Source organism: Luteibacter sp. Sphag1AF, assembly GCF_014192715.1.
Classification (GTDB): Bacteria; Pseudomonadota; Gammaproteobacteria; order Xanthomonadales; family Rhodanobacteraceae; genus Luteibacter.
On the sequence record NZ_JACHYH010000008.1, the window covers coordinates 79,639 to 100,225 of the forward strand.

Here is a 20,587-nt window from a genome sequence, read left to right on the forward strand (position 1 = left end):
GCGATTTAAGACTCGCGAGCGGGCTCGCTCACAGCAAGGGCGATGGGTGCGTGCCGGGCTGGCAGGCACCCATCGTCCGTTTTCGTTACAGCGCCTCGGAGGCGAAGTCCGCCAGCCTTGAGCGTTCACCGCGTTTCAGCGTGATGTGGCCGGAGTGGGCCCAGAGTTTGAAGCGGTCGACCGCATAGGTCAGGCCGGAGGTGGTTTCGGTGAGGTAGGGTGTGTCGATCTGTTCCACATTGCCCAGGCACACGATCTTCGTCCCGGGGCCCGCGCGGGTGATGAGGGTTTTCATCTGCTTGGGCGTGAGGTTCTGCGCTTCATCAATGATGAGATAACGGCTGAGGAATGTGCGCCCGCGCATGAAGTTGAGCGAGCGGATCTTGACGCGCGATGCCAGCAGGTCGTTGGTGGCCTGCCGCCCCCACGAGCCGCCTTCTTCGGGGTTGGCCAGCACTTCCAGGTTGTCGGTAAGGGCGCCCATCCACGGGGTCATTTTTTCTTCTTCCGTGCCGGGCAGGAAGCCGATGTCTTCGCCCACCGACACCGTGGCGCGGGTCATGATGATCTCGCGGTAGCGCTGCTGATCCATGACCTGGGCGAGACCTGCCGCCAGGGCGAGCAATGTTTTACCCGTGCCGGCCGTGCCCAGTAGCGTGACGAAATCGACGTCCGGGTCCATCAGCAGGTTCAGTGCGAAATTCTGTTCGCGATTGCGTGCCGCGATGCCCCATACGCCGTGCGCGGAGTGGCTGTGATCATCCAGAAGAACGAGTTTTGCCGTGCGCTTCTCTTCGGTTTCGGTGATCTGCAGCACGCGCAGTTCGACGTCGTTCTCGCCGGGCATGTACAGGCATTCGTTGGCGTACCAGGCTTCCTCTTCGCGCAGCGTCACTTCGTAGTAGGTGCGGCCGCGTTCATTCCACGAGCGAAGTTCCGGGTGCAGGCTCCAGAAGTTTTCCGGCAGTGCATCGGAGCCGGTGAAGAGCAGGGCGAAATCGTCCAGCGCGCGGTCGTTTTCGTAGTCTTCGGCAGTGATGCCGTAGATCGAGGCCTTGATCCGGAGGTTGATGTCCTTGGTAACGAGGATGACCGGCCGGTCGGGGTACTGGTCGCGCAGGTCGATGACCGAGGCGAGAATCTGGTTGTCGGCCTTGCCATTGCCATGCGTGGCGCGCTGCTGGAAATACAGCCTTCCCACCGCGCCGCGGGTGAGCTTGATGCCTTTGGGGTTGTTGAGTTCGATGCCGTCCTTGATGCCGTGGCCGTTGCCCTGTTCGATCAGTTCGTTGAGGAAGCGACTGACCTGGCGACCATTGCGCGAGACTTCCGAAGCACCTTTCTTCTTTTCGTCCAGTTCCTCCAGCACCGTCATGGGGATGAAGACATCGTGTTCCTCAAAACGGAACAGCGAGGTCGGATCGTGCAGAAGCACGTTGGTGTCGAGGGCGTAGATGCGCTTGCTTCCGGTCATGCGGAAGTGACCTCACTTGAGAGGTTGCGGATAGCCGGCGTATACGCCGGCCGCTCTGACGGTCGCACGACAGGCGACCCTCCTTTGCCGCGGGAGGTGGGCGGCAGGAGACGGACACACGCCCGCGCCCCGCGTCCGCCCGTCGCGACATGTGCGTTCGCGACGGAGGGCAGGGCATGGGCGGTATGGAAAATCACTCGGCGGGAATGGCTTCTAGTACGTTGAGCGCGTGGCCCGGCACTTTGACGCCACGCCATTCCATGGCGAGTTTGCCGGTGGGGTCGATGAGGAATGTACTCCGTACGACGCCCATGTGGCGCTTTCCGTAAAGAACTTTTTCGCGGATCACGTCGAACGCGTTGCACCAGGTTTCGTCGGTGTCTGCGATGAGCGGAAACGGCAGCGATTGCTTCGTTGCAAAATTGCCGTGAGAGCGCACTGAATCGCGTGACACACCGATGACCTGGGCGCCGCGCGCGGTGAACTGCGGATACAGATCGCGGAAGTCCTGCGCTTCGGTCGTGCAGCCGGGTGTGCTGTCTTTCGGATAGAAGTAGACGACGACCCACTGGCCCTTGAGCGAGGACAGCGCAAGCGTGCTGCCGTCGCCGGTTTCGCCCTTCAGGGCGGGGACTTTCTTGCCAACGTCAATCATTCAGAACTTCACCGGGTCCATGATGGCGTCGAGGTTGAGCCCGTCGCACAGTTCGAGGAAATCGTCGCGCAGGGCGGCAATGTGGGTTTCGGACGGAATGCCGATGGTGATCTGCGCCTGGAACATCTCGGCACCTGTCTGCATGGCCTGGTAGCGCATGGAGGACAGCTGCTCGACGCTGATGTCGCGACGGGAAAAGAATTCGATGATCTTCACCAGGATCGCCGCCCGATCCGCCGCAATCACTTCCACCAGATACGGCAGCAGATGCGAGGTGGGTTCGCGCGGCGTGGTGCGGTAGTGGACGATCTGCACCTCTTCGTCGCGCGCCAGCTTGGCCAGCGCGGTTTCCAGCTTGGCCACGGCATCCCAGGAGCCGGTGGCCAGCAGCATCACCGAGGTGTCGTTGCCGATGGTCGAGACGCGGGCGTCCGCCATGTTGCATCCCGAATCTGCAATGCGTTTTGCCAGGGGCAGCAGCGGGGCGCGGTGTGCGGGAGAAAGCGTCTGGATCAACAACTGGTTGTCGGCGGTGGCGTTGCGCGGCGCGGAGCGATTCAAAGTGGACTACCTGTCTGCGGCTCTGCGGGGCGCGGAGCACGTTTTTTCACGTCTGGAGTTCAGCTTACTTGCCCGCGTCGGGAGGCCGCAAGTAACATGCAAGGGCTTGTAACTCGTGGGTCAGCCCTTGAACATCTCTGGAAGTATCTGCGCACTGGCCACTCCGTTCGGCGAGAACGGCGGTCTTGATCTCGAAGCCTTCGGGCGCCTCATCGACCAGCAGCTGGCTGGCGGTACGCAGGCGGTCGTTGTTGCCGGATCGACGGGCGAGTCCCATTTTCTTGACCATCACGAATTTGACCGGCTGCTCGAATTTGCCGTAAAGCGCGTGGCGGGCCGTGTCCCGGTCATTGCCGGCACGGGGGAGGCGGGTACCGCCAAAACCATCGCCATGACGCAGCGCGCGAAAGACATCGGCGCCGATGCGGCCCTGGTGGTGGTGCCGTTTTACGTGCGCCCGACCCAGGAAGGCATTCGCCAGCATTTTCTTGCGGTAGCTGACGAGGGTGGCCTGCCGGTCATCCTCTATAACGTGCCGCCGCGCACGGGCTGCGACATCCTGCCGGCGACCACGGCGCTGCTGCGCGACCACCCGAACATCATCGGCATCAAGGAAGCCTGCGGCGACGCGGAGCGTCTTGCGGCCACTGCGGAACTTGTCCGCGAAGATTTCGTCTATCTCAGCGGTGACGACGGCACGGCCCATCTGGCCATGCTTGCCGGTGCCGCTGGTACCATCTCGGTGGTGGCCAACCTTGTTCCCGATGTATTCCGTGAGTTGTGCGATGCTGCCCGTTCGGGTGACGCCGTGCGCACGCAGAGTCTCGCGGGCCGCCTGGAGCCACTGATCGACGCGCTGAACTGTGCCCCCAACCCCATTCCCGTGAAGGCCGGCCTGGCCGCCCTGGGACTGGGTCTGGCGTCGCTCAGGCTGCCGCTGGTCGAGCTCGAGGCGGGTCCGGCACTGTCCCGATTGCGCGAAACGCTTGCGGCTCTGGCACCATTGGCGTCCGCAGCCTGAAGCCACACCCCTTTCAACGGAACCCGTTCATGAAGAAATCGTCGTTCGCGCTGGCCTTCACGGCAGTCGCCATGTCCACCCTGGTCCTCTCTGGCTGCGGCATGTTCCGCTCGCACAAGGACTGGGACAAGGCACAGCAGGAAGCCCCGTTGGAGATCCCGCCGGGCCTGGATACGCCGTCCACCAGTGCAGCCCTGGTCATTCCGGACGTCGGCTCGGGTGCTCAGGCGCCGTCTGCCTCCGCCGTTTCCGATGGCTTCGTGGTCGCGGGCGATGTGGATGCCGTCTACCGTCGCGTGGGTGAAACCCTCGGCGCAGGCGATCTGGGCAAGGTGGAAGGCCACGACGACACGGCCCACACCTACCAGCTCTCGGTGGCACGTGGCCCGGCTGAGTCGAAGCCCGGCATCTTCCGCCGCATGTTCGGTGGCGGCAAGAAGGATGCGCCGGCTGACGCTCCGTCGAGCTCCGCCTCGCCGAATACCCGCCAGGTGACCCTCACGGTTACGCCCAGCGGCTCGGGCAGCGAAGTGCGCGCCCAGGGCGACAGCGATGGCGTCCGTCGCGTGATCGACGCGCTGAAGTCGCGCATGGGCAGCTGACAGCTGCCCCGTGGATCACTGAAAAAGCCGCCTTCTGGCGGCTTTTTTGTGTCTGCTGTGTTTTGAATGCCCGGCCGGGGAGGGCAGACAGCAAAACGGCCCTCTGGGGGCCGTCAGCGCTGTAGCAGGTCGATCTTGCCGGGTTTGTTTTCCCAGTCTTTCGCATCCGGGAGGGCGTCTTTGCGCTCGGTGATCACCGGCCAGTCTTTGGCCAGGTCGGCATTGAGCTGCACGAACGCTTCCTGGCCCGCGGGGACATCGTCCTCGGGGTAGATGGCATTGATCGGGCATTCCGGCTCGCACAGGGTGCAGTCGATGCACTCGTCCGGATCAATCACCAGGAAGTTCGGACCTTCATGGAAGGCATCGACCGGGCAAACCTCTACGCAGTCTGTGAATTTGCACTTGATGCAGTTGTCGGTAACGACAAATGTCATGCGGCGGACAGCCTTGCGAAGAGGAAAAGTGGTGCTCCCTACGAGACTCGAACTCGTGTTCCCGCCTTGAGAGGGCAGTGTCCTAGGCCACTAGACGAAGGGAGCATGTCGTACGTGATGTACGAGGCGCGCTAGTATAGCCAAATTGAAGCGTCCGGCAATCTTTTTGTGACAGGATTCCGGGGCTCATGCGGGTGCATTCTTACAAAATTCGTAAGTGGGCGACGAATTCGTTACATTGCAGCCACTCATCCGAGGCCGGTCAGGGCCGGCTCGGCGGCTCGATCACCAGGGCGCAACGGCGCCCGCCAGGACTTCTTTCAGCTTGAATCCAGATACAAGGAAGGACGCTCCGCCGGTGTTACGCATCATCCCGCGCGAGCAGCATTCCATCTCCCGAAAGAACATAAGCAAGGCTGCCCTGCGGGTGCTTTATCGCCTGCACGATGCCGGTTTCGACGCCTACCTCGTGGGCGGCGCCGTGCGCGACCTGCTGCTTGGTGGCCACCCGAAAGACTTCGACGTGGCAACCAATGCCACGCCTGATGAGGTCAAGGGCCTGTTCCGCAATTGCCGGCTGATCGGCCGCCGCTTCCGCCTGGCCCACGTGGTATTCGGGCCGGAGATCATCGAGGTCGCGACGTTCCGCGGTACCGGTGAAGAGGGCGGTGAGGGCGACCGGCACATGATTGACGGGCGCATCGTTCGCGACAACATCTGGGGCAGCATCGAGGAAGACGCGGTGCGCCGCGACTTCCGCGTCAACGCGCTGTACTACGACATCTCCGATTTCAGCGTGCGCGACTACGTCGGCGGCATGCAGGATCTGGAAGACCGGACCATGCGGCTCATCGGCGATCCGGAAGTGCGCTACCGCGAAGACCCGGTGCGCATGCTGCGCGCGGCTCGCCTGGCCGCCAAGCTCAATTTCACCATCGACTCGGCGGCGGCCGCACCCTTTGCCACGCTGGGTCACCTGCTGGGTGAGGCGGCGCCCGCACGCCTGTTCGATGAATCGCTGAAGCTGTTCCTCGGCGGTCATGGACTGAAGAGCTTCCGCATGCTGGAAGCCTGCGGCTTGCTGAAGTTCCTGTTCCCCGTGACGGCGCGTGCGCTGGAGCGCGGTGACGAGGCGCTTCGCTCACTGGTGGAGCAGGGCCTGGCCAACACGGACAAGCGCATTGCGGAAGGCAAGTCGGTTACCCCGGCGTTCCTTTTTGCGGTGCTGCTGTGGGGCGAAGTGCGCGATCAGGCTCATGCGTGGATGGCCGAGGGCCTGGACATCAACGAAGCCTGGCAGCGCGCCGCCGTTCACGTGGTGGGCGAGCAGTGCCAGCGCGTGGCGATCCCGCGCCGCTTCACCTTCACGATGGAAGAAATCTGGGCGTTGCAGCCCCGTTTCGAGCAAGTGCATCGCAAGCGCGTGTTCCGCCTGATGGCACACCCGCGTTTTCGTGCCGCGTTCGACTTCCTGCTGCTTCGCGCGCACGAATCCCCGCAGATGGACGAGCTTGGCCAGTGGTGGGCCCATGCCCAGCAGTTGCCGCCGGAAGTGCTGGCCCAGGCGCTGGGTGGTGGCGGTGTGCCGTCGCCGGAGCCCACGGTGGCCGCTTCCGCGCCGGCCAAGAAGCGCCGTCGCCGGCGCAAGCCGGCCGGGCGTGGCAAGGGCGATTCGGGTAACGCGTGAGCGATCCTGTTCGCGCCTACGTTGCCCTGGGCAGCAACCTCGGGGAGTCCCGGTTGCTGCTGGCCCGCGCCATGGATGCGCTGGACGCCCACCCGCAGATCGACGTGGTGGCGCGCTCGCGCTTCTTCCGCACGCCACCGTGGGGTGTGCTGGACCAGCCGGATTTCGTGAACGCCGTGGTCGCCGTGACGACCACGCTTTCCCCGGATGCACTGCTTGCCCGGTTGCTGGATACCGAACGTCAGGCCGGTCGCGTGCGCGACGGCCAGGCCTGGGGTCCGCGCACGCTGGATCTGGACCTGCTGCTTTACGAGGGCGTGGCCCGGGACGATCCGCATCTGACCCTGCCGCATCCGCGCATGGCTGAGCGGGCGTTTGTTCTTTTGCCCCTGGCCGATATCGCACCTGACCTCATCATTCCGGGCAAGGGGCGCGTCAGCGACCTGCTTGCGGCGGTGGATTCGGGCGGTTGCCAGGCCCTTTCTTGAGTCCTGCCGTCACGAGGCGGGATAATTCCAGATCGCTTCACATTCCCGACAACGAGAGACACGCCGTGTACGTCGAAAAAGCCAATGCCCCCGTTCGCAAGCCGGTCACCGTGCCGGGCCTTCGGACGATGAAGGCGGAAGGGCGAAAGATCGCGATGTTGACGGCTTACGACACCAGCTTTGCCATGCAGTCTGAGTTGGCGGGCGTGGATGTTGCGCTGGTGGGTGATTCGCTGGGCATGGTCATTCAGGGGCGCCGCAGCACGCTGCCGGTGACGCTCGACCAGATGGTCTATCACACCGCCCTGGTGGCCCGCGGCCTCTCGGCCACGCTACTGGTTGCCGACCTGCCGTTCATGAGCGACCGCGATGTCCCCACCGCCATGAACGCCGCCGCGCGGCTGATGGGCGAGGGGGAGGCGGCGATGGTGAAGATCGAAGGCGCCGGTCACATTCTTGATGTGATTTCGGCACTATCTGCGCGGGACATTCCCGTGTGCTCGCATCTTGGTCTCACGCCGCAGTCGGTCCACAAGTTTGGCGGCTATCGCGTGCAGGGCAAGAACGAAGACACCGCCGACCAGATGCTGGCCGACGCCAAAGCCGTGGAAGTGGCTGGCGCGGACATGCTGGTGCTGGAATGCATTCCCTCGGCGCTCGGTGCGCGCATCAGCCGGGAGCTGTCCATTCCGGTCATTGGCATTGGTGCGGGTCCTGATTGCGACGGGCAGGTTCTGGTCGTCTATGACATGCTGGGCATCACCCCCGGGAAGCGCCCAAAGTTCAGCAAGGATTTCCTTGCCGGGCGCGATTCTGTGCAGGCGGCTATGGCAGCCTACGTCGAGGACGTCCGGAACGGACAGTTCCCGGGCCCCGAACACGGCTTCAACTGACCATCCAGGCTCATAAGAAATCATGCAAACCGTGACAGATGCGGCTGCGCTTCGCGCCGCCATCCGTGGCTGGCGTACCGCCGGCCAGACCGTGGGCCTCGTGCCGACGATGGGCAACCTGCACGCGGGTCACCACTCGCTGCTGAAACTGGTACGCAACCGTGCCGACCGCGTGGTTGCCAGCGTCTTCGTCAATCCGACCCAGTTCGGCCCGGGCGAGGACTTCGAGCGCTACCCGCGCACCCTGGCGCAGGATCAGGCCGGGCTGGCGGAAGCCGGTTGCGACATCCTGTTTGCGCCGGAAGTGGCCACCCTTTACCCGTTTGGTGCCGACTCAAGCGTCAGCATCCACGTGCCCAGGCTCACCGAGACGCTGGAAGGCGCACATCGCCCTGGTCATTTCGATGGCGTGGCCACCGTGGTCGCCAAGCTGTTCAATCTGGTGCAGCCCGATCTGGCGGTGTTTGGCCAGAAGGATTTCCAGCAGCTGCGCGTGATCGAGCGCATGGTCCGTGACCTGTCGTTGCCCATCAAGGTGATGGCTGCGCCCACGTTGCGCGACGAGGATGGCCTGGCGCTGAGCTCCCGCAACCAGTACCTGTCGGCCGCCGAGCGCGTCCGCGCGCCCCAGATTTACGCCACGCTGACCCAGATGCGCGAGCTGTTCGCCCAGGGGCATGCCTGGCAGGCCCTGGAGCAGGCCGCCACGGCCCGCCTGCAGCGCGCGGGCTTCGTGCCCGACTATGTGGCCATCCGCCGCGCCGAGGACCTTGGCGAGCCGGAGGCGGACGAGCGCACCGGTCTGGTGGCCCTGGTCGCCGCCCGCCTGGGCACCACGCGCCTGATCGACAACCTCCCGTTCGACTGACGGGGCTTGTTCCGGGGTGGGCCGCCCCCATTAACGGCCCGACAGCGCCTTGACGACGCCCGGGGCGCAGGCAGCTATACTTGGCGTTTGCCTTTCATCGATCCCCACGGTAAACCGCTCATGCACCTGAACATGCTCAAGGCCAAGATCCACCGCGCTACGGTGACGCACGCCGAGCTGCATTACGAAGGATCGATCGCCATCGACGGCCTCCTGCTCGACGCATCGGGCATCCGCGAGTACGAGCAGATCCACGCCTGGAACATCAACAATGGCCAGCGCTTCGTTACCTATGCGCTTCGCGCCGAAGAAGGCTCGGGCATCATTTCGGTCAACGGCAGCGCCGCTCATCGCGCCCAGCCGGGTGACCTGGTGATCATCGCCGCCTTCGTTGGCCTGTCCGAAGCCGAGCTGGCTGCCTACAAGCCGGACCTGGTGTACGTGGACCGCGACAACAAGATCACGCACACGAATCACTCGATTCCGAAACAGGCTGCATAAAGCCTGTTTCGGGCGGCAGAACGGACACGCGGATACAATTCCAACACTGTCCGGTGCGGTAACATCATGGCTTCCTCCGATGCATAGCAAGTGGGAGCCATGAATTCCAAGAACGCACGCCTGCCGTCCTTTGAAGCGCACGCTTCGCGCCTCTCCTCCACCCATCTGCGTCAACTGCTTGCCGACGAGGCACGCGGTGACCGGCTGCGTACCCGTGTGGGTCCCGTGTGGCTGGATCTATCCCGCCAGAAGCTGGACGTCGCCGCGCTGGATGCCGTGGGCGAGTACCTTCAAAGCACGCACTGGCAGGCTGCGCGTGACGCGATGTTTGCCGGCGAGCACATCAACACCTCCGAGGACCGAGCCGTGCTGCACACGGCGCTTCGCGCCGGTCAGTCGCGCCATCCGCGCGCGCCGGCAGAGGTGCGTCAGGAAATCGAGGCCACGCTGCAGCGCATGGGCCACATCGTGGATGCCGTGCATCGCGGCGAGGGTGAATCGGTTGGCCTGATTCCGCAGGTCACCGACGTGGTCAACATCGGCATCGGCGGCTCCGACCTCGGCCCGCGCCTTGCCGTGCATGCGCTTGAGCAATTCCACGTCAAGGGTCTGCGCAGCCACTTCCTCACCAACGTGGATGGTCAGGCTGCGTACAACCTGATGAACCAGCTGGACCCGCGCCGCACGCTGGTCATTCTGGTATCCAAGACGTTCACCACGCAGGAAACCCTGCTCAACGGTGGCGTGTTCCTCGACTGGATTGTGCGCGCGCACGACGGCAACAAGGCGGCTGCGTCGAAGCATTTCCTTGCCGTCAGTTCCAACGTGGATGCTGCCGAGAAATGGGGTGTGCCTGCGGCGCAGGTATTGCCGATGTGGGACTTTGTCGGTGGCCGTTACTCGCTGTGGTCGGCTGTTGGCGCGTCCATCGCGTTCTCGGTCGGCATGGATCGCTTCCGCGAACTGTTGGCGGGTGCGGCAGAAGCCGACGATCACTTCCTCACTGCCGAGTGGAACAAGAACGGCCCCGTGCTGCTCGCCATTGCGGAGATGTGGAATCGCAATGTGCTCAAACGCACCAGCCGCGCGGTGGTGCCGTATGTGGACGCGCTGGTCGATCTTCCATCCTATCTCCAGCAGCTGGAGATGGAAAGCCTCGGCAAGCACGTGCATCCGACGGGCGGCCATGTGGAAGATTCCACCGTGCCCGTCGTGTGGGGCAGCATTGGCACCAATGCGCAGCATGCGTATTTCCAGGCATTGCATCAGGGCACCGATGTGGTGCCGCTGGAATTCATCGGCATCGTGAAGCCCGCTCATCCGCTGGCCAAGAATCATGCGGCACTGCTTTCCAACCTGCTGGCACAGGCCGCTGCGCTGGCGCTGGGCAAGACCTTCGACGAAGCGCTTGCCGAAGCGAAGACCGGCACCGAAGAGCAGCGTCGCGCACTGGCCGAGCAGCGCACGTTCGAGGGCGATCGTCCCAGCACGGTGCTGATGCTGGACTCGCTGACGCCGCGCTCGCTGGGTGCTCTGATCGCACTGTACGAGCACAAGGTGTTCCTGCTGGGCCACCTCTGGCGCATCAATGCGTTCGACCAGTGGGGCGTGGAACTGGGCAAGGCTATCGCGTCGCAGATTCTGCCGTCGCTGGACGCCGACCCGGACACGCTCACGCAGTTCGACAGCGCCACTGTCGAACTGATCCGCACCATCCAGTCACGCAAGTGATAGCTGCACCGTGGAGCGCGCCTGGCGCGCTACACGGTGCGATTCACGGCAGCGTGGGAAGAAACGTCGGCGGCTGAAACGCGTTCAATGCCTGCTCCGTGCCGTACGCCACGGTAATCAGCGTGGCCTCGCTCCATTTTGTACCGAAGAACACCACGCCCACGGGCAGGCCGTGCGTCATGTCGACCGGCAGGGTGATCGACGGGTAGCCCGCGATGGCCGCGGGGGCCGACACGCCACCGATGGTCGGATCGCCGCTGACCACGTGGTCACCCAGCAGCAGATCGGTAGGGAAGGCCGGGCCCCAGCTCGGCGCCAGCAGCGCATCCAGATGATGTGCCGCCAGGGCGGCGTCGATGCCTTCCGGCCCTGCCAGGCGCTTTGCACGCGTGCTGGCTTCCACATACGCCTTGTCTGTCAGCTCGCCCTTTTCCTGTGCGGCAAGAAACAGCTCCTGTCCGAACCATGGCATTTCCTCGGACGCGTGCGCGTTGTTGAACGCGATCAGGTCGGCCAGCGTATGCACGTGGATACCGGTGCGCGTGGCCAGATACGCGGCGATGTCGTGCTTGAAGTCGTAGAGCAGCACGGTCATTTCGTCGTCGCTGAATTCCTTCAGGTGCGGAATGTCCACGTTGTCGACAATGATGGCGCCCTTCGCCTTCAGGGTGGCAATCGTCTTCTCCAGCGCACGATCCGCATGGGGTTCAATGCCCGCCAGCTGACGTACCACACCGATGCGCTTGCCGCGAAGTCCATCTGCCGTCAGTGCCTTTGTGTAATCGACTTTGTGCTGATCGGCGTCTTTCGTCGCCACATCGCGGGGATCGGAACCGGCAATCACCGTGAGCACCGCAGCGGCATCGGCAACGCTGCGCGCCATGGGACCGGCGGTGTCCTGACTGTGCGAAATGGGCACGATGCCCGCACGACTGACCAGGCCAAGCGTGGGCTTGATGCCAACGAGCCCGTTGACCGATGCGGGCCCCAGAATGGAGCCGTCCGTTTCGGTGCCGATGGCGACTGTGGCAAGGCCCGCCGCTATTGCCGCGCCTGATCCTGCGCTGGACCCTGAGGGATTGCGATCCAGCACATAAGGATTGCGCGTCTGCCCGCCACGTCCGCTCCAGCCGCTGCTCGCGTGGCTGGAACGCATGTTGGCCCATTCGCTGAGGTTGGTCTTGCCAAGAATCACTGCGCCGGCCTCGCGCAGTTTCGCCGCCACGGTGGCGTCGCGCGGCGCGGGCGCGCCGACCAATGCCAGCGAGCCCGCGCTGGTCTGCATGCGGTCCCCCGTGTCGATGTTGTCCTTCAGCAGCACCACCATGCCGCGCAGGGCACCCGCAGGTTTCGCATCGCTGGCGCGTGCCAGCGACAGCGCATCCGGGTTCACTTCGATCACGGCATTGATCGAAGGACCGCTCTTGTCGATCTTCGCAATGCGATCAAGAAAAAGCTGCGTCATGCCCTGCGCGGTGAGTGCGCCGCTGGCATAGGCCTTTTGCAGCGTGTCGATGGATGCGTAGGCATCGTTGGGTGACGGTGTACCTGCCTGTGCCTGCGAAATGCCCCATGCAAGAACAACGGCCGCCCACGACAAACGACTCTTCATGCGATTCCCCCGAAACACTGACGATGGCGTCCATCTTAACCACAGTCGGGCAAGGAGACGCCGCCCGGACGATCCACGGACGTGATCGACGGGTGCGACAAAATGGGCCATCGGCGTGCTCGACGCGCCCGGGAGAAACCCGGCATGATTCGGAACTGCACCCTTGGATATTCCTCCCGGGATCAGGAGACCGCCTCATGCGTCGTCGCTCGTTGTGCTGGCCGCTGTTGGCCGGTCTTGTTCTCATGGCCACAGTCGCTCATGCGGACGACGCTCCCGTTCCCGATACCCTGAAGCAACGCATTGCTGCCTGTACCAGTTGCCATGGCGAGCAGGGGCAGGGTGGCGACAACGGATTCAATCCCCGGCTGGCGGGCAAGCCGGCGGGGTATCTGGTGCGGCAGATGCAGGACTTCAAGCAGGGGCTGCGGCATTACCCGATCATGGAGTACATGGTCACGCCGCTGACCGATGACTACATGCGCGAGATAGCCGCTTATTTTTCTGCGCAGGAAGTGCCGTATGCGCCGCAACCTGCGCAACGTCTTCCTGCCAGCGCGCTTGCGCGCGGCGAGCAGCTGGTAACGAAGGGGGATGCGGCGCGACAGGTGCCTGCGTGCATGAGTTGCCATGGTGTGAAGCTGACGGGTGTGCAGCCAGCCATTCCGGGCATTGTCGGGTTGCCATATGACTACCTCAGCGCGCAGTTGGGTTCGTGGCGCACACAGACACGCACGGCTACCGCACCCGATTGCATGGCGACGGTGGCCAGTCGCCTGACCGCTTCGGACATCAGTGCGGTGGCGGCATGGCTAGCGGTGCATCCCATCCCCGACGATCCGCGCCCCGCGGAAATCAGTGAGGGTCCGTTGCCGATGCATTGCGGCAGCGTGGAGGGATCGCATTCATGACGCTGTGCCTGAGGATTTTTGCCTGTGTTGCGGCCTTGGCTGGATGGTCAGCGGTGGGCATCGTGCATGCAGAAAATGCTGCGCAAATTGAACGCGGACGTTACCTGAGTCTGGCCGGTGATTGTGCGTCGTGCCATACCGCGCGCGGTGGGCAGGCCTATGCCGGTGGAAGAGTGGTGCCCACACCGTTTGGAAGCATTCCTGCGCCGAACCTCACGCCCGATATGGCGACGGGCATCGGTGGGTGGAGCGCGGACGATTTCTATCGCGCGCTGCACGAAGGGCGAGGCAAGGATGGGCAGTATCTCTATCCTGCGTTTCCCTATACGTCGTACACCCGGGTTACCCGTCCCGACAGCGATGCGATCTTCGCGTACCTGCGCAGCCTTCCGCCCGTGCACAGCGAGCGGCGCGATAACGACCTGCGCTTTCCTTACAGCATGCGACGCATGATGGCGGGCTGGCGCCTGTTCTACTTCACGCAGGAAGAATACGTCGCTGATTCCAGTCAGTCGGCTGCCTGGAATCGCGGCGCTTATCTGGTGAACGGGCTGGGGCATTGCAACGATTGCCATTCCACCCGAAATTCATTGGGGGCCACGGTGGATGACCCGAGTCTGGCCGGCGGCATGATTCCCATGCAGAACTGGTACGCGCCCGACCTCAGCACGAAAGCCAACGGCGGCCTGGAAGGCTGGACCACAAAAGACATCGTGGATCTTCTGAAGACCGGGCGCTCGGCACGCGGCACGGCGTTCGGCCCCATGGCCGAGGTAGTGCGCGAAAGCACCCAGCACCTCAACGACGACGATCTGGCAGCGATGGCGCTGTATCTGCAATCGCTTCCTGCGCGCCCTGTGCCGAAGAAGGACGACTCGCCCCTGCTCGGCGCGTCGTTTGTGGTGAAGGGGCAGGCGGTCTACAAGGATCGCTGCGCGTCGTGCCATGGTGATGATGGCAAGGGCCGCGGTGATGCGTATCCGCCGCTTGCGGGCAATACGTCGGTGGTTGAACCCATTGGCGCGAATGCTATCCGCGTCGTGCTTTCCGGTGGATTCGCGCCGGCGACGCATGGCAATCCTCGTCCGTATTCGATGCCGCCGTTTTCGCAGCAATTGAGCGACGAGGATGTGGCAGCCGTGGTGTCTTACATCCGCCAGGCGTGGACGAACACGGCGCCGGCCGTCACGCCGGATGACGTTCGCACTTATCGGTCCACGCCGGGAACGTGAATGGCTTGCGTCGCGTGGAAGGCATCGGCGAGGCGCTGCCATGCCGATACGTCCCACGCGCCGCGTGCCTGGCCAGAGGGTGATGGCAACACGTAGAGGCGGGTGTCGCCGATCATGCTGTCTTGCCATCCGTAAGCAGGCACGTGCCCGAGCACGGTTTTCGCTGCCTGCTTGCTGGTGAAGGCAAGAATGCGCGGTGCGTATTGTTCGATCTTCACCCGCAATGCCTGTGCGTCGTACGCATCGAAGGGCAGGTCACTATCGTTGCCGCTGTGGAACTTCGCGACATCGGTCAGGCCAATGCCCAGTGCCGGGAGCGCGATGAATTCCGCTGGCGCGAAACGCCGGGGCGTGATGCCGGTGTCGTGAAGGGTTCGCCAGAACATGTTTCCAGGATGCGCGTAGTACGCGCGATCCTGCGCGGAACGACGGCCGGCAGCGGTGCCGCAGAACACCAGGCGCAATCCGGGCTGAAGGACATCAGGCAGGACATGTGCGTCGGTGATGGGCGAAGGCATGCGGCGTACTTTACGGCTTTTGTGCAGCATGACAACAAAGCTTCCACATGCGGGCTGTCACCCTGACCCGCATGAATTCGGATGTCTGGTTGTCGGTGCTCTCCAATCCGTGGACGCGTTTTGCGCTGATCGTGGTTGTTGCACTCATCGTTGCAGCGTTTCTGCGACGCCTCTTTTATGCCTCGGTGCGCCGCCTCACGCGGCATCGGCCTACTGTTGCGGCGATGCTTGCGAAGGGGCGTGGTCCGATGGACCTCATCATTCCATTGACGGCCCTGTTGCTTGCGTTTCGCGCGGCGCCGGATGATCCGTCGCGATGGCTGGGCGGTATAGAGCATCTGGTCGGCGTGGGCCTGATCGGCGCCATGACGTGGTTCCTCGTGGGCTGCGTCGGCGCGCTGGAAGCCGCGGTTACGCGGTTCAATCCCATTGATGCGGAAGACAATCTGCGCGCGCGCCGCGTGCAGACGCAGGTACGTGTACTGAGTCGCACCGCGATGGTCATCATCATCCTGCTTGGATTCGCGGTGGTGTTGATGACGTTTCCAGCTGTGCGTCAGTTTGGCGCCAGCCTGCTGGCGTCGGCGGGTCTGGCCGGCCTTGCGGTGGGCCTGGCAGCGAAGCCGGTGCTCGCCAACCTGATCGCTGGCGTGCAGATTGCGATCACGCAGCCGATCCGCATTGATGATGTGGTCATCATTGAGCAGCAGTGGGGCAGGGTCGAGGAAATCACGGGCACGTACGTGGTGGTGCGCATCTGGGATGAGCGGCGGTTGATCGTGCCACTGCAGTATTTCATCGAGAATCCGTTCGAGAACTGGACGCGTACGAGTTCCCAGATTCTGGGGTCCGTGTTTCTATGGTTTGACTACAGTCTGGATCTGAAGCCGCTGCGCGCGGAACTGGAGCGATTGGTAAAGGACGCTCCGGAGTGGGATGGGCGCGTCTGCGTGCTGCAAGTGGTGGAGACGAATGACAAGGCGATGCAATTGCGTGCACTGGTCAGCTCGTCGAACTCAGGAAGGTCGTGGGATTTGCGCTGCCGGGTTCGTGAAGGCCTGATCGCGTTCGTGCAGCGGCATTCGCCCGAGTGTCTGCCGCGCGTTCGGGCGGACGTGGAAGAGATGGCCAGTTCGTGAAGCCGTGATTTTTGTGGGAGCGGGATCGCTCGCACGACCATGCAAAAAAAACCCGGCACTCTGGCCGGGTTTTCTTGTATCGCTGCGAGGGATTAACCGCCGCGCGAGGACTTCTTGCGATCGCTTTCCGTCAGGAACTTCTTGCGGAGGCGGATTTCCTTCGGGGTGACTTCGACCAGCTCGTCGTCTTCAATGAAGTCCAGGGCCTGTTCCAGCGTGAACTTGATGGCCGGGGTCAGCTTGATGGCGTCATCCTTGCCCGAAGCGCGCATATTGGTCAGCGGCTTGGTCTTGATGGCGTTGACGGTGAGGTCGTTGTCCTTCGAGTGAATGCCGATGAGCTGGCCTTCATACACGTTGTCGCCTTCAGCTGCGAACAGCTTGCCGCGCTCTTCCAGGGGGCCGAGCGAGTACGCCGGGGTAGCACCCGCAGCATTCGCGATCATCACACCGTTCTGGCGCTTGGCGATGGCGCCCGGCTGTGCCGGTGCGAATCGCTCGAACACGTGCGACAGCAGGCCCGAGCCCTGGGTCAGGGTCTTGAACGAGTTCTGGAAGCCGATCAGGCCACGTGCCGGAATTTCAAAGTCGATGCGAACACGACCCTTACCGTCCGGCACCATGTCCTTCATGATGGCCTTGCGATCGCCCAGTGCGGACATGACCGGGCCCTGATGCACTTCTTCCACGTCAACCACGAGGGTTTCGATCGGCTCCATCTTCTGGCCGTCGATTTCCTTGATGATGACTTCCGGACGCGATACAGCCAGCTCGTAGCCTTCGCGACGCATGTTTTCGATCAGCACCGACAGGTGCAGTTCGCCACGGCCCGAAACCAGGAACTTGTCCGAATCGGAGCCTTCTTCGACGCGCAGGGCCACGTTGTGGACCTTTTCGCGCTCAAGGCGTTCACGGATCTGACGGCTGGTGATGAACTTGCCGCCGCTGAAATCCTTGTTCCCCGCGAACGGCGAGTTGTTGACCTGGAAGGTCATGCTGATGGTCGGCTCGTCGACGGTCAGTGCCGGCAGCGCCTCGGGGGTATCCAGTGCGCAGACGGTGTCGGAAATGCCCAGTTCGGCGATACCGGAGATGGCGACGATGTCGCCGGCCTCGGCTTCTTCCACTTCCACGCGCTCAAGACCCATGAAGCCGAGCACCTGGAGCACCTTGCCCTGACGCTTCTTGCCGTCCGGGCTCACGATGCTGACGGGCATGTTCTTCTTCAGCTTGCCGCGCTGGATGCGGCCGATGCCGATGACGCCCACGAAATTGTTGTAATCCAGCTGGCTGATGCGCATCTGGAACGCGCCTTCCGGATCGACGTCCGGCGGGCTGACGTGGTCCATGATCGCCTGGTACAGCGGGGTCATGTCACCTTCGCGAGCGCTGTCTTCCAGGCTGGCGTAGCCGTTGAGCGCCGAGGCGTAAACGATCGGGAAGTCGAGCTGTTCGGAGGTGGCGCCCAGCTTGTCGAAAAGATCGAACACCTGGTCGACGGCGTACTGGGGACGCGCGCCCGGGCGGTCAACCTTGTTGACGACGACGATGGGCTTGAAACCCATGCTGAAGGCCTTCTGGGTCACGAAGCGCGTCTGCGGCATCGGGCCGTCCATCGCGTCAACGAGAATCAGCACCGAGTCAACCATCGACAGCACGCGCTCCACTTCGCCACCGAAGTCGGCATGTCCCGGGGTGTCGACGATGTTGATGCGGTTGCCCCGCCACGTGATGGCGGTGTTCTTGGCAAGGATCGTGATGCCACGTTCCTTTTCCTGGTCGTTCGAATCCATGACGCGCTCGGCGAGCACCGTACGCTCATTGAGCGTGCCGGACTGCTTCAGAAGCTGATCGACGAGGGTGGTCTTGCCATGGTCAACGTGAGCGACGATGGCGATATTGCGCAGGTTTTCGATTGACATCGGGTATGCCCCAGCTTTGAGCCGGTGCACCTCTTTGGATTGGGAAGCCGACGATTATAAAGGGTTTCTCGGACTTTCGCATGACACCCTGCGAACGGGCTTCGTTCGCAGGGTTCAGGTTGGCGACGGTCAGGGGGCCAGCGGGGCGTCGCGGCAGTCGGCGGGGAGGAGTTTGTCCTTGATATCCGCGCTGGAGCAGGTCCAGGTGACTTTCCCTGAGGACACCTGCGGCGAGAATACGACCTCGGCGGCATTCAGGTCTTCGTAGGCATGTCCGGGCTGGGTGCTGTCGAAGGTCGCCACGATTTCGCCGCCCTGCATCACTTCGATGCGGCCCAGATACTGGCTGGTCAGCGTTTCAGGGGCACCGAGGCCAGCCGCCTTGTTGCTGCCGGGGAACTTGCCGGTTTTGAGGCGCTGCGCGGCGACGGCTTCTTTCACTTCCGTGACGGCGCTGATGCCTTCGGCAACCTGGCTGCGTTTCACGTACGTCTGGTACTGGGGCACGGCGATGGCGATCATGATTGCCGCCGTGGCGATACCGGTGGTGCCTCCAGCCTGGCCGACCAGTTCTGCGGGGCTCTGCTCGTAAGTGAGGGACACGGCCAGCGTGTCCTTGTCGGCCTCAAGGGCGGCGCCGACGATGCCATCACGCGGCAGATGGAGCGTGTTTGCCGCGGGCATGGTCGCGATGTCCACGGGCTGGCCGCTGGCATCCCCCATCACCTGGAGCACCTGCAGGTATTGGTAGTACGCATCACGCTGGGCATCGCGCGAGGTGGCGAGGAAGCCCATCAGCGTCTGCGTGCCGGCGTAGTGCTTCGAGGTAAACCACTCATCGAGCGAGCCGTCCAGCGGTACGTTGTCCCGGTCGGCCAGGGCTTGCGGCACCGTCGCCATGATCATGAAGTCGCCGTCATCCACCCACCACAGGTGCGAGTTGAAGCGGGCCAGGAGCTTCGCCATTTCCATGCTGCCGGGAGAGGCATCCTTGGGGTTGGCGTCGATAGCCGGAATGGTCAGCCAGTGGACCTCTGTTCCGGAGACCCGGGCGGTGCCGGTCTTCCATCGCCGGGTGGCTACCATCTGCTCGATGCGGGCACGCACGGCCTTGCGGTCGCGGACCCGCACGGCCGAGAACGTGCCGGAGTTATCCGACCAGGCCACCAGCTCAGGGCCGAACCATTGCGCGATGTCGTTCAGGTCGTAGCCGATCCGATCCTGCATTTCTTTCTGGAGTTTCGTGTACTTGACCGCGCCTTCTGATCCGAAATCGAGCGTCAGGTTGCCGGTCATTGTCTGCCACGCGGTGGCGTCAGGCAGGGCCATAGTGAAGGCCCAGTGCGGCTTGCCGGCGGTGTGGATTTTTGGCGCGAACGAGCGCGGCGCCAGGTAGTCCAGTGCGCGCGAGCCGGGGGCGTGAATCAGTATGCGGAACTGGCCATGGCCATCCACTGTGCCCCAGCCCAGCGCCACGGCATCCGCCTTGGTCGCGAAATCAGCGGGAAGTTTGCCGAACACGCTGTCGGGGATATTGCCGGACGCCAGACCGCCCATGCCGCGGATGCTCGCCCACCCGAAAAGCCCCTGGCCCGACGTGTCCACGCGCGCCTCAAGGGAAGAAAGAGAGGCCGGTCCCGTGGCCGCGGTGGCGCTGTTCAACGTATTGATCAGCGCGGCCAGCGAGGCCGCGTCGGACGGCTCCTGCTTCGACTGGGTGATGTACAGGCGACGTGTGGCCAGGTCGTAATGCAGGGCGCCTCCTCCCACCAGTTGGGCATTGCCCTTCGCATCAATGGGGCCGGCGAGCACAGGGCCTATGGTCTCCAGGCGGGCCTTGAGGCGGGTGAGGTCTGTAAAGGAGAGCTGTGCAGTCACCACCACGCGGGACGCGGGGGAGGGAATGCCCAGCGGGTCGATGAGTGCCGCCTCCACGGGCGAACGCAATTCATCGAGCAGCGAGAGCAGGATCGCCGCTGCCGGCGTACTGCCCAGCAGCTTGTCGTTGGCGATGCCGGTGCGGATTTTGGCCACCGCATCGAGATGTGCCTGAGACGCCATGGCTGCATCCAGAGGACGACCCGATGGCGCGGCGCCAAGCAGACCCCACACGGAAGGGATGCGCAGATACGCCACGGTCTGTGCTGGCAGATGCTGACGCATCCATGCGGGCGAGGACAGCGCGGCCTGGGCGGCTGCGATGGCCTGCGTATCCGCCTTGGGCGCTTCGTCGTGATGGCATGCGGCAAGGCCGAGGGCAGCGACGAGGGCAACAGGCAGCAGAGCGTGACGGGCATTCATTGCGGTGGAACTCCCCTTGAAAGTTGGCGTCGTT

At 63.5% G+C, this 20,587-nt stretch carries 19 protein-coding genes and 1 tRNA gene; 11 read left to right on the forward strand and 9 right to left on the reverse strand.

Going from position 1 to position 20,587, the window contains the following annotated elements; translation table 11 throughout:
* Positions 1-85 precede the first annotated feature (85 nt).
* The 3 genes from FHW69_RS16590 to FHW69_RS16600 form a co-directional block, all read right to left on the reverse strand.
* Positions 86-1,474 carry a PhoH family protein gene (locus tag FHW69_RS16590; RefSeq protein ID WP_183424219.1) on the reverse strand — a complete coding sequence of 463 codons (1,389 nt, stop codon included), beginning with the start codon at positions 1,472-1,474 and terminating at the stop codon, positions 86-88.
* A gap of 193 nt (positions 1,475-1,667) precedes the next feature.
* Positions 1,668-2,129, reverse strand: coding sequence for a peroxiredoxin (locus FHW69_RS16595; protein WP_183424220.1), 462 nt, complete (start codon positions 2,127-2,129; stop codon positions 1,668-1,670).
* A complete protein-coding gene (locus tag FHW69_RS16600) occupies positions 2,130-2,690 on the reverse strand; it encodes an ACT domain-containing protein (RefSeq protein WP_255494866.1) in 561 nt (186 codons plus the stop codon).
* Between the two features lie 127 nt (positions 2,691-2,817).
* Here FHW69_RS16600 and dapA point away from each other — a divergent pair, with 127 nt between their 5' ends.
* Together dapA and FHW69_RS16610 are read left to right on the forward strand one after the other, a co-directional pair.
* Positions 2,818-3,711 (forward strand): 4-hydroxy-tetrahydrodipicolinate synthase, encoded by an 894-nt coding sequence (gene dapA, locus FHW69_RS16605; RefSeq protein WP_183424263.1) that lies wholly within the window; start codon positions 2,818-2,820, stop codon positions 3,709-3,711.
* 29 nt (positions 3,712-3,740) lie between these two features.
* A complete protein-coding gene (locus FHW69_RS16610; protein WP_183424221.1) occupies positions 3,741-4,313 on the forward strand; it encodes a hypothetical protein in 573 nt (190 codons plus the stop codon).
* A 113-nt stretch (positions 4,314-4,426) separates the two neighbouring features.
* Here the strand turns inward: FHW69_RS16610 and fdxA are convergent, their stop codons facing one another.
* Both fdxA and FHW69_RS16620 read right to left on the reverse strand, forming a co-directional pair.
* Positions 4,427-4,750 (reverse strand): ferredoxin FdxA, encoded by a 324-nt coding sequence (gene fdxA, locus FHW69_RS16615; RefSeq protein ID WP_183424222.1) that lies wholly within the window; start codon positions 4,748-4,750, stop codon positions 4,427-4,429.
* A gap of 29 nt (positions 4,751-4,779) precedes the next feature.
* Positions 4,780-4,855: transfer RNA gene (locus FHW69_RS16620), tRNA-Glu, on the reverse strand.
* A 220-nt stretch (positions 4,856-5,075) separates the two neighbouring features.
* Between FHW69_RS16620 and pcnB the strand changes: the two genes are divergently transcribed.
* From pcnB to pgi, 6 genes are all read left to right on the forward strand, one after another.
* The gene (pcnB, locus tag FHW69_RS16625) at positions 5,076-6,437 is read left to right on the forward strand and encodes a polynucleotide adenylyltransferase PcnB (RefSeq protein ID WP_183424223.1); all 1,362 of its coding nucleotides are present in this window, start codon (positions 5,076-5,078) and stop codon (positions 6,435-6,437) included.
* Positions 6,434-6,925 (forward strand): 2-amino-4-hydroxy-6-hydroxymethyldihydropteridine diphosphokinase, encoded by a 492-nt coding sequence (gene folK / locus FHW69_RS16630; RefSeq protein WP_183424224.1) that lies wholly within the window; start codon positions 6,434-6,436, stop codon positions 6,923-6,925. The genes pcnB and folK overlap by 4 nt, the downstream gene beginning before the upstream one ends.
* Before the next feature lie 110 nt (positions 6,926-7,035).
* Positions 7,036-7,818, forward strand: a complete 783-nt coding sequence (gene panB / locus FHW69_RS16635) for a 3-methyl-2-oxobutanoate hydroxymethyltransferase (protein ID WP_343204044.1) — start codon at positions 7,036-7,038, stop codon at positions 7,816-7,818.
* A gap of 22 nt (positions 7,819-7,840) precedes the next feature.
* Positions 7,841-8,686, forward strand: a complete 846-nt coding sequence (gene panC / locus FHW69_RS16640) for a pantoate--beta-alanine ligase (protein WP_183424226.1) — start codon at positions 7,841-7,843, stop codon at positions 8,684-8,686.
* A 120-nt stretch (positions 8,687-8,806) separates the two neighbouring features.
* On the forward strand, positions 8,807-9,187 hold the full coding sequence (gene panD, locus FHW69_RS16645) for an aspartate 1-decarboxylase (RefSeq protein WP_183424227.1): 381 nt from the start codon (positions 8,807-8,809) through the stop codon (positions 9,185-9,187).
* A 99-nt stretch (positions 9,188-9,286) separates the two neighbouring features.
* The gene (gene pgi / locus FHW69_RS16650) at positions 9,287-10,918 is read left to right on the forward strand and encodes a glucose-6-phosphate isomerase (protein WP_183424228.1); all 1,632 of its coding nucleotides are present in this window, start codon (positions 9,287-9,289) and stop codon (positions 10,916-10,918) included.
* A 43-nt stretch (positions 10,919-10,961) separates the two neighbouring features.
* Here the strand turns inward: pgi and FHW69_RS16655 are convergent, their stop codons facing one another.
* On the reverse strand, positions 10,962-12,530 hold the full coding sequence (locus FHW69_RS16655) for an amidase (protein ID WP_183424229.1): 1,569 nt from the start codon (positions 12,528-12,530) through the stop codon (positions 10,962-10,964).
* A 197-nt stretch (positions 12,531-12,727) separates the two neighbouring features.
* Between FHW69_RS16655 and FHW69_RS16660 the strand changes: the two genes are divergently transcribed.
* Together FHW69_RS16660 and FHW69_RS16665 are read left to right on the forward strand one after the other, a co-directional pair.
* Positions 12,728-13,441, forward strand: coding sequence for a c-type cytochrome (locus FHW69_RS16660; RefSeq protein ID WP_183424230.1), 714 nt, complete (start codon positions 12,728-12,730; stop codon positions 13,439-13,441).
* A 62-nt stretch (positions 13,442-13,503) separates the two neighbouring features.
* Entirely contained in the window at positions 13,504-14,673 is a 1,170-nt protein-coding gene (locus FHW69_RS16665; protein ID WP_343204043.1) for a c-type cytochrome, read from the forward strand.
* Here the strand turns inward: FHW69_RS16665 and FHW69_RS16670 are convergent.
* Positions 14,649-15,191: a mismatch-specific DNA-glycosylase gene (locus FHW69_RS16670; protein WP_183424232.1), complete on the reverse strand. Its 543-nt coding sequence runs from the start codon at positions 15,189-15,191 to the stop codon at positions 14,649-14,651. The genes FHW69_RS16665 and FHW69_RS16670 overlap by 25 nt on opposite strands.
* Positions 15,192-15,238: 47 nt before the next feature.
* Between FHW69_RS16670 and FHW69_RS16675 the strand changes: the two genes are divergently transcribed.
* Positions 15,239-16,330 carry a mechanosensitive ion channel domain-containing protein gene (locus FHW69_RS16675; protein ID WP_255494867.1) on the forward strand — a complete coding sequence of 364 codons (1,092 nt, stop codon included), beginning with the start codon at positions 15,239-15,241 and terminating at the stop codon, positions 16,328-16,330.
* Between the two features lie 92 nt (positions 16,331-16,422).
* Here FHW69_RS16675 and typA read toward each other — a convergent pair whose 3' ends face one another.
* Together typA and FHW69_RS16685 are read right to left on the reverse strand one after the other, a co-directional pair.
* The gene (typA, locus tag FHW69_RS16680) at positions 16,423-18,252 is read right to left on the reverse strand and encodes a translational GTPase TypA (RefSeq protein WP_183424233.1); all 1,830 of its coding nucleotides are present in this window, start codon (positions 18,250-18,252) and stop codon (positions 16,423-16,425) included.
* Between the two features lie 129 nt (positions 18,253-18,381).
* Positions 18,382-20,553 (reverse strand): pilin, encoded by a 2,172-nt coding sequence (locus FHW69_RS16685; protein ID WP_183424234.1) that lies wholly within the window; start codon positions 20,551-20,553, stop codon positions 18,382-18,384.
* Positions 20,554-20,587: the final 34 nt, after the last annotated feature.

Excerpts from the sequence above, each read along its gene's own strand:
- FHW69_RS16590 (WP_183424219.1), bottom strand. The coding sequence starts at position 1,474 with ATGACCGGAAGCAAGCGCATCTACGCCCTCGACACCAACGTGCTTCTG.
- FHW69_RS16595 (WP_183424220.1), bottom strand. The coding sequence starts at position 2,129 with ATGATTGACGTTGGCAAGAAAGTCCCCGCCCTGAAGGGCGAAACCGGC.
- FHW69_RS16610 (WP_183424221.1), top strand. The coding sequence starts at position 3,741 with ATGAAGAAATCGTCGTTCGCGCTGGCCTTCACGGCAGTCGCCATGTCC.
- fdxA (WP_183424222.1), bottom strand. The coding sequence starts at position 4,750 with ATGACATTTGTCGTTACCGACAACTGCATCAAGTGCAAATTCACAGAC.
- panC (WP_183424226.1), top strand. The coding sequence starts at position 7,841 with ATGCAAACCGTGACAGATGCGGCTGCGCTTCGCGCCGCCATCCGTGGC.
- panD (WP_183424227.1), top strand. The coding sequence starts at position 8,807 with ATGCACCTGAACATGCTCAAGGCCAAGATCCACCGCGCTACGGTGACG.
- pgi (WP_183424228.1), top strand. The coding sequence starts at position 9,287 with ATGAATTCCAAGAACGCACGCCTGCCGTCCTTTGAAGCGCACGCTTCG.
- FHW69_RS16655 (WP_183424229.1), bottom strand. The coding sequence starts at position 12,530 with ATGAAGAGTCGTTTGTCGTGGGCGGCCGTTGTTCTTGCATGGGGCATT.
- FHW69_RS16660 (WP_183424230.1), top strand. The coding sequence starts at position 12,728 with ATGCGTCGTCGCTCGTTGTGCTGGCCGCTGTTGGCCGGTCTTGTTCTC.
- FHW69_RS16670 (WP_183424232.1), bottom strand. The coding sequence starts at position 15,191 with ATGCCTTCGCCCATCACCGACGCACATGTCCTGCCTGATGTCCTTCAG.
- FHW69_RS16675 (WP_255494867.1), top strand. The coding sequence starts at position 15,239 with ATGCGGGCTGTCACCCTGACCCGCATGAATTCGGATGTCTGGTTGTCG.
- typA (WP_183424233.1), bottom strand. The coding sequence starts at position 18,252 with ATGTCAATCGAAAACCTGCGCAATATCGCCATCGTCGCTCACGTTGAC.
- FHW69_RS16685 (WP_183424234.1), bottom strand. The coding sequence starts at position 20,553 with ATGAATGCCCGTCACGCTCTGCTGCCTGTTGCCCTCGTCGCTGCCCTC.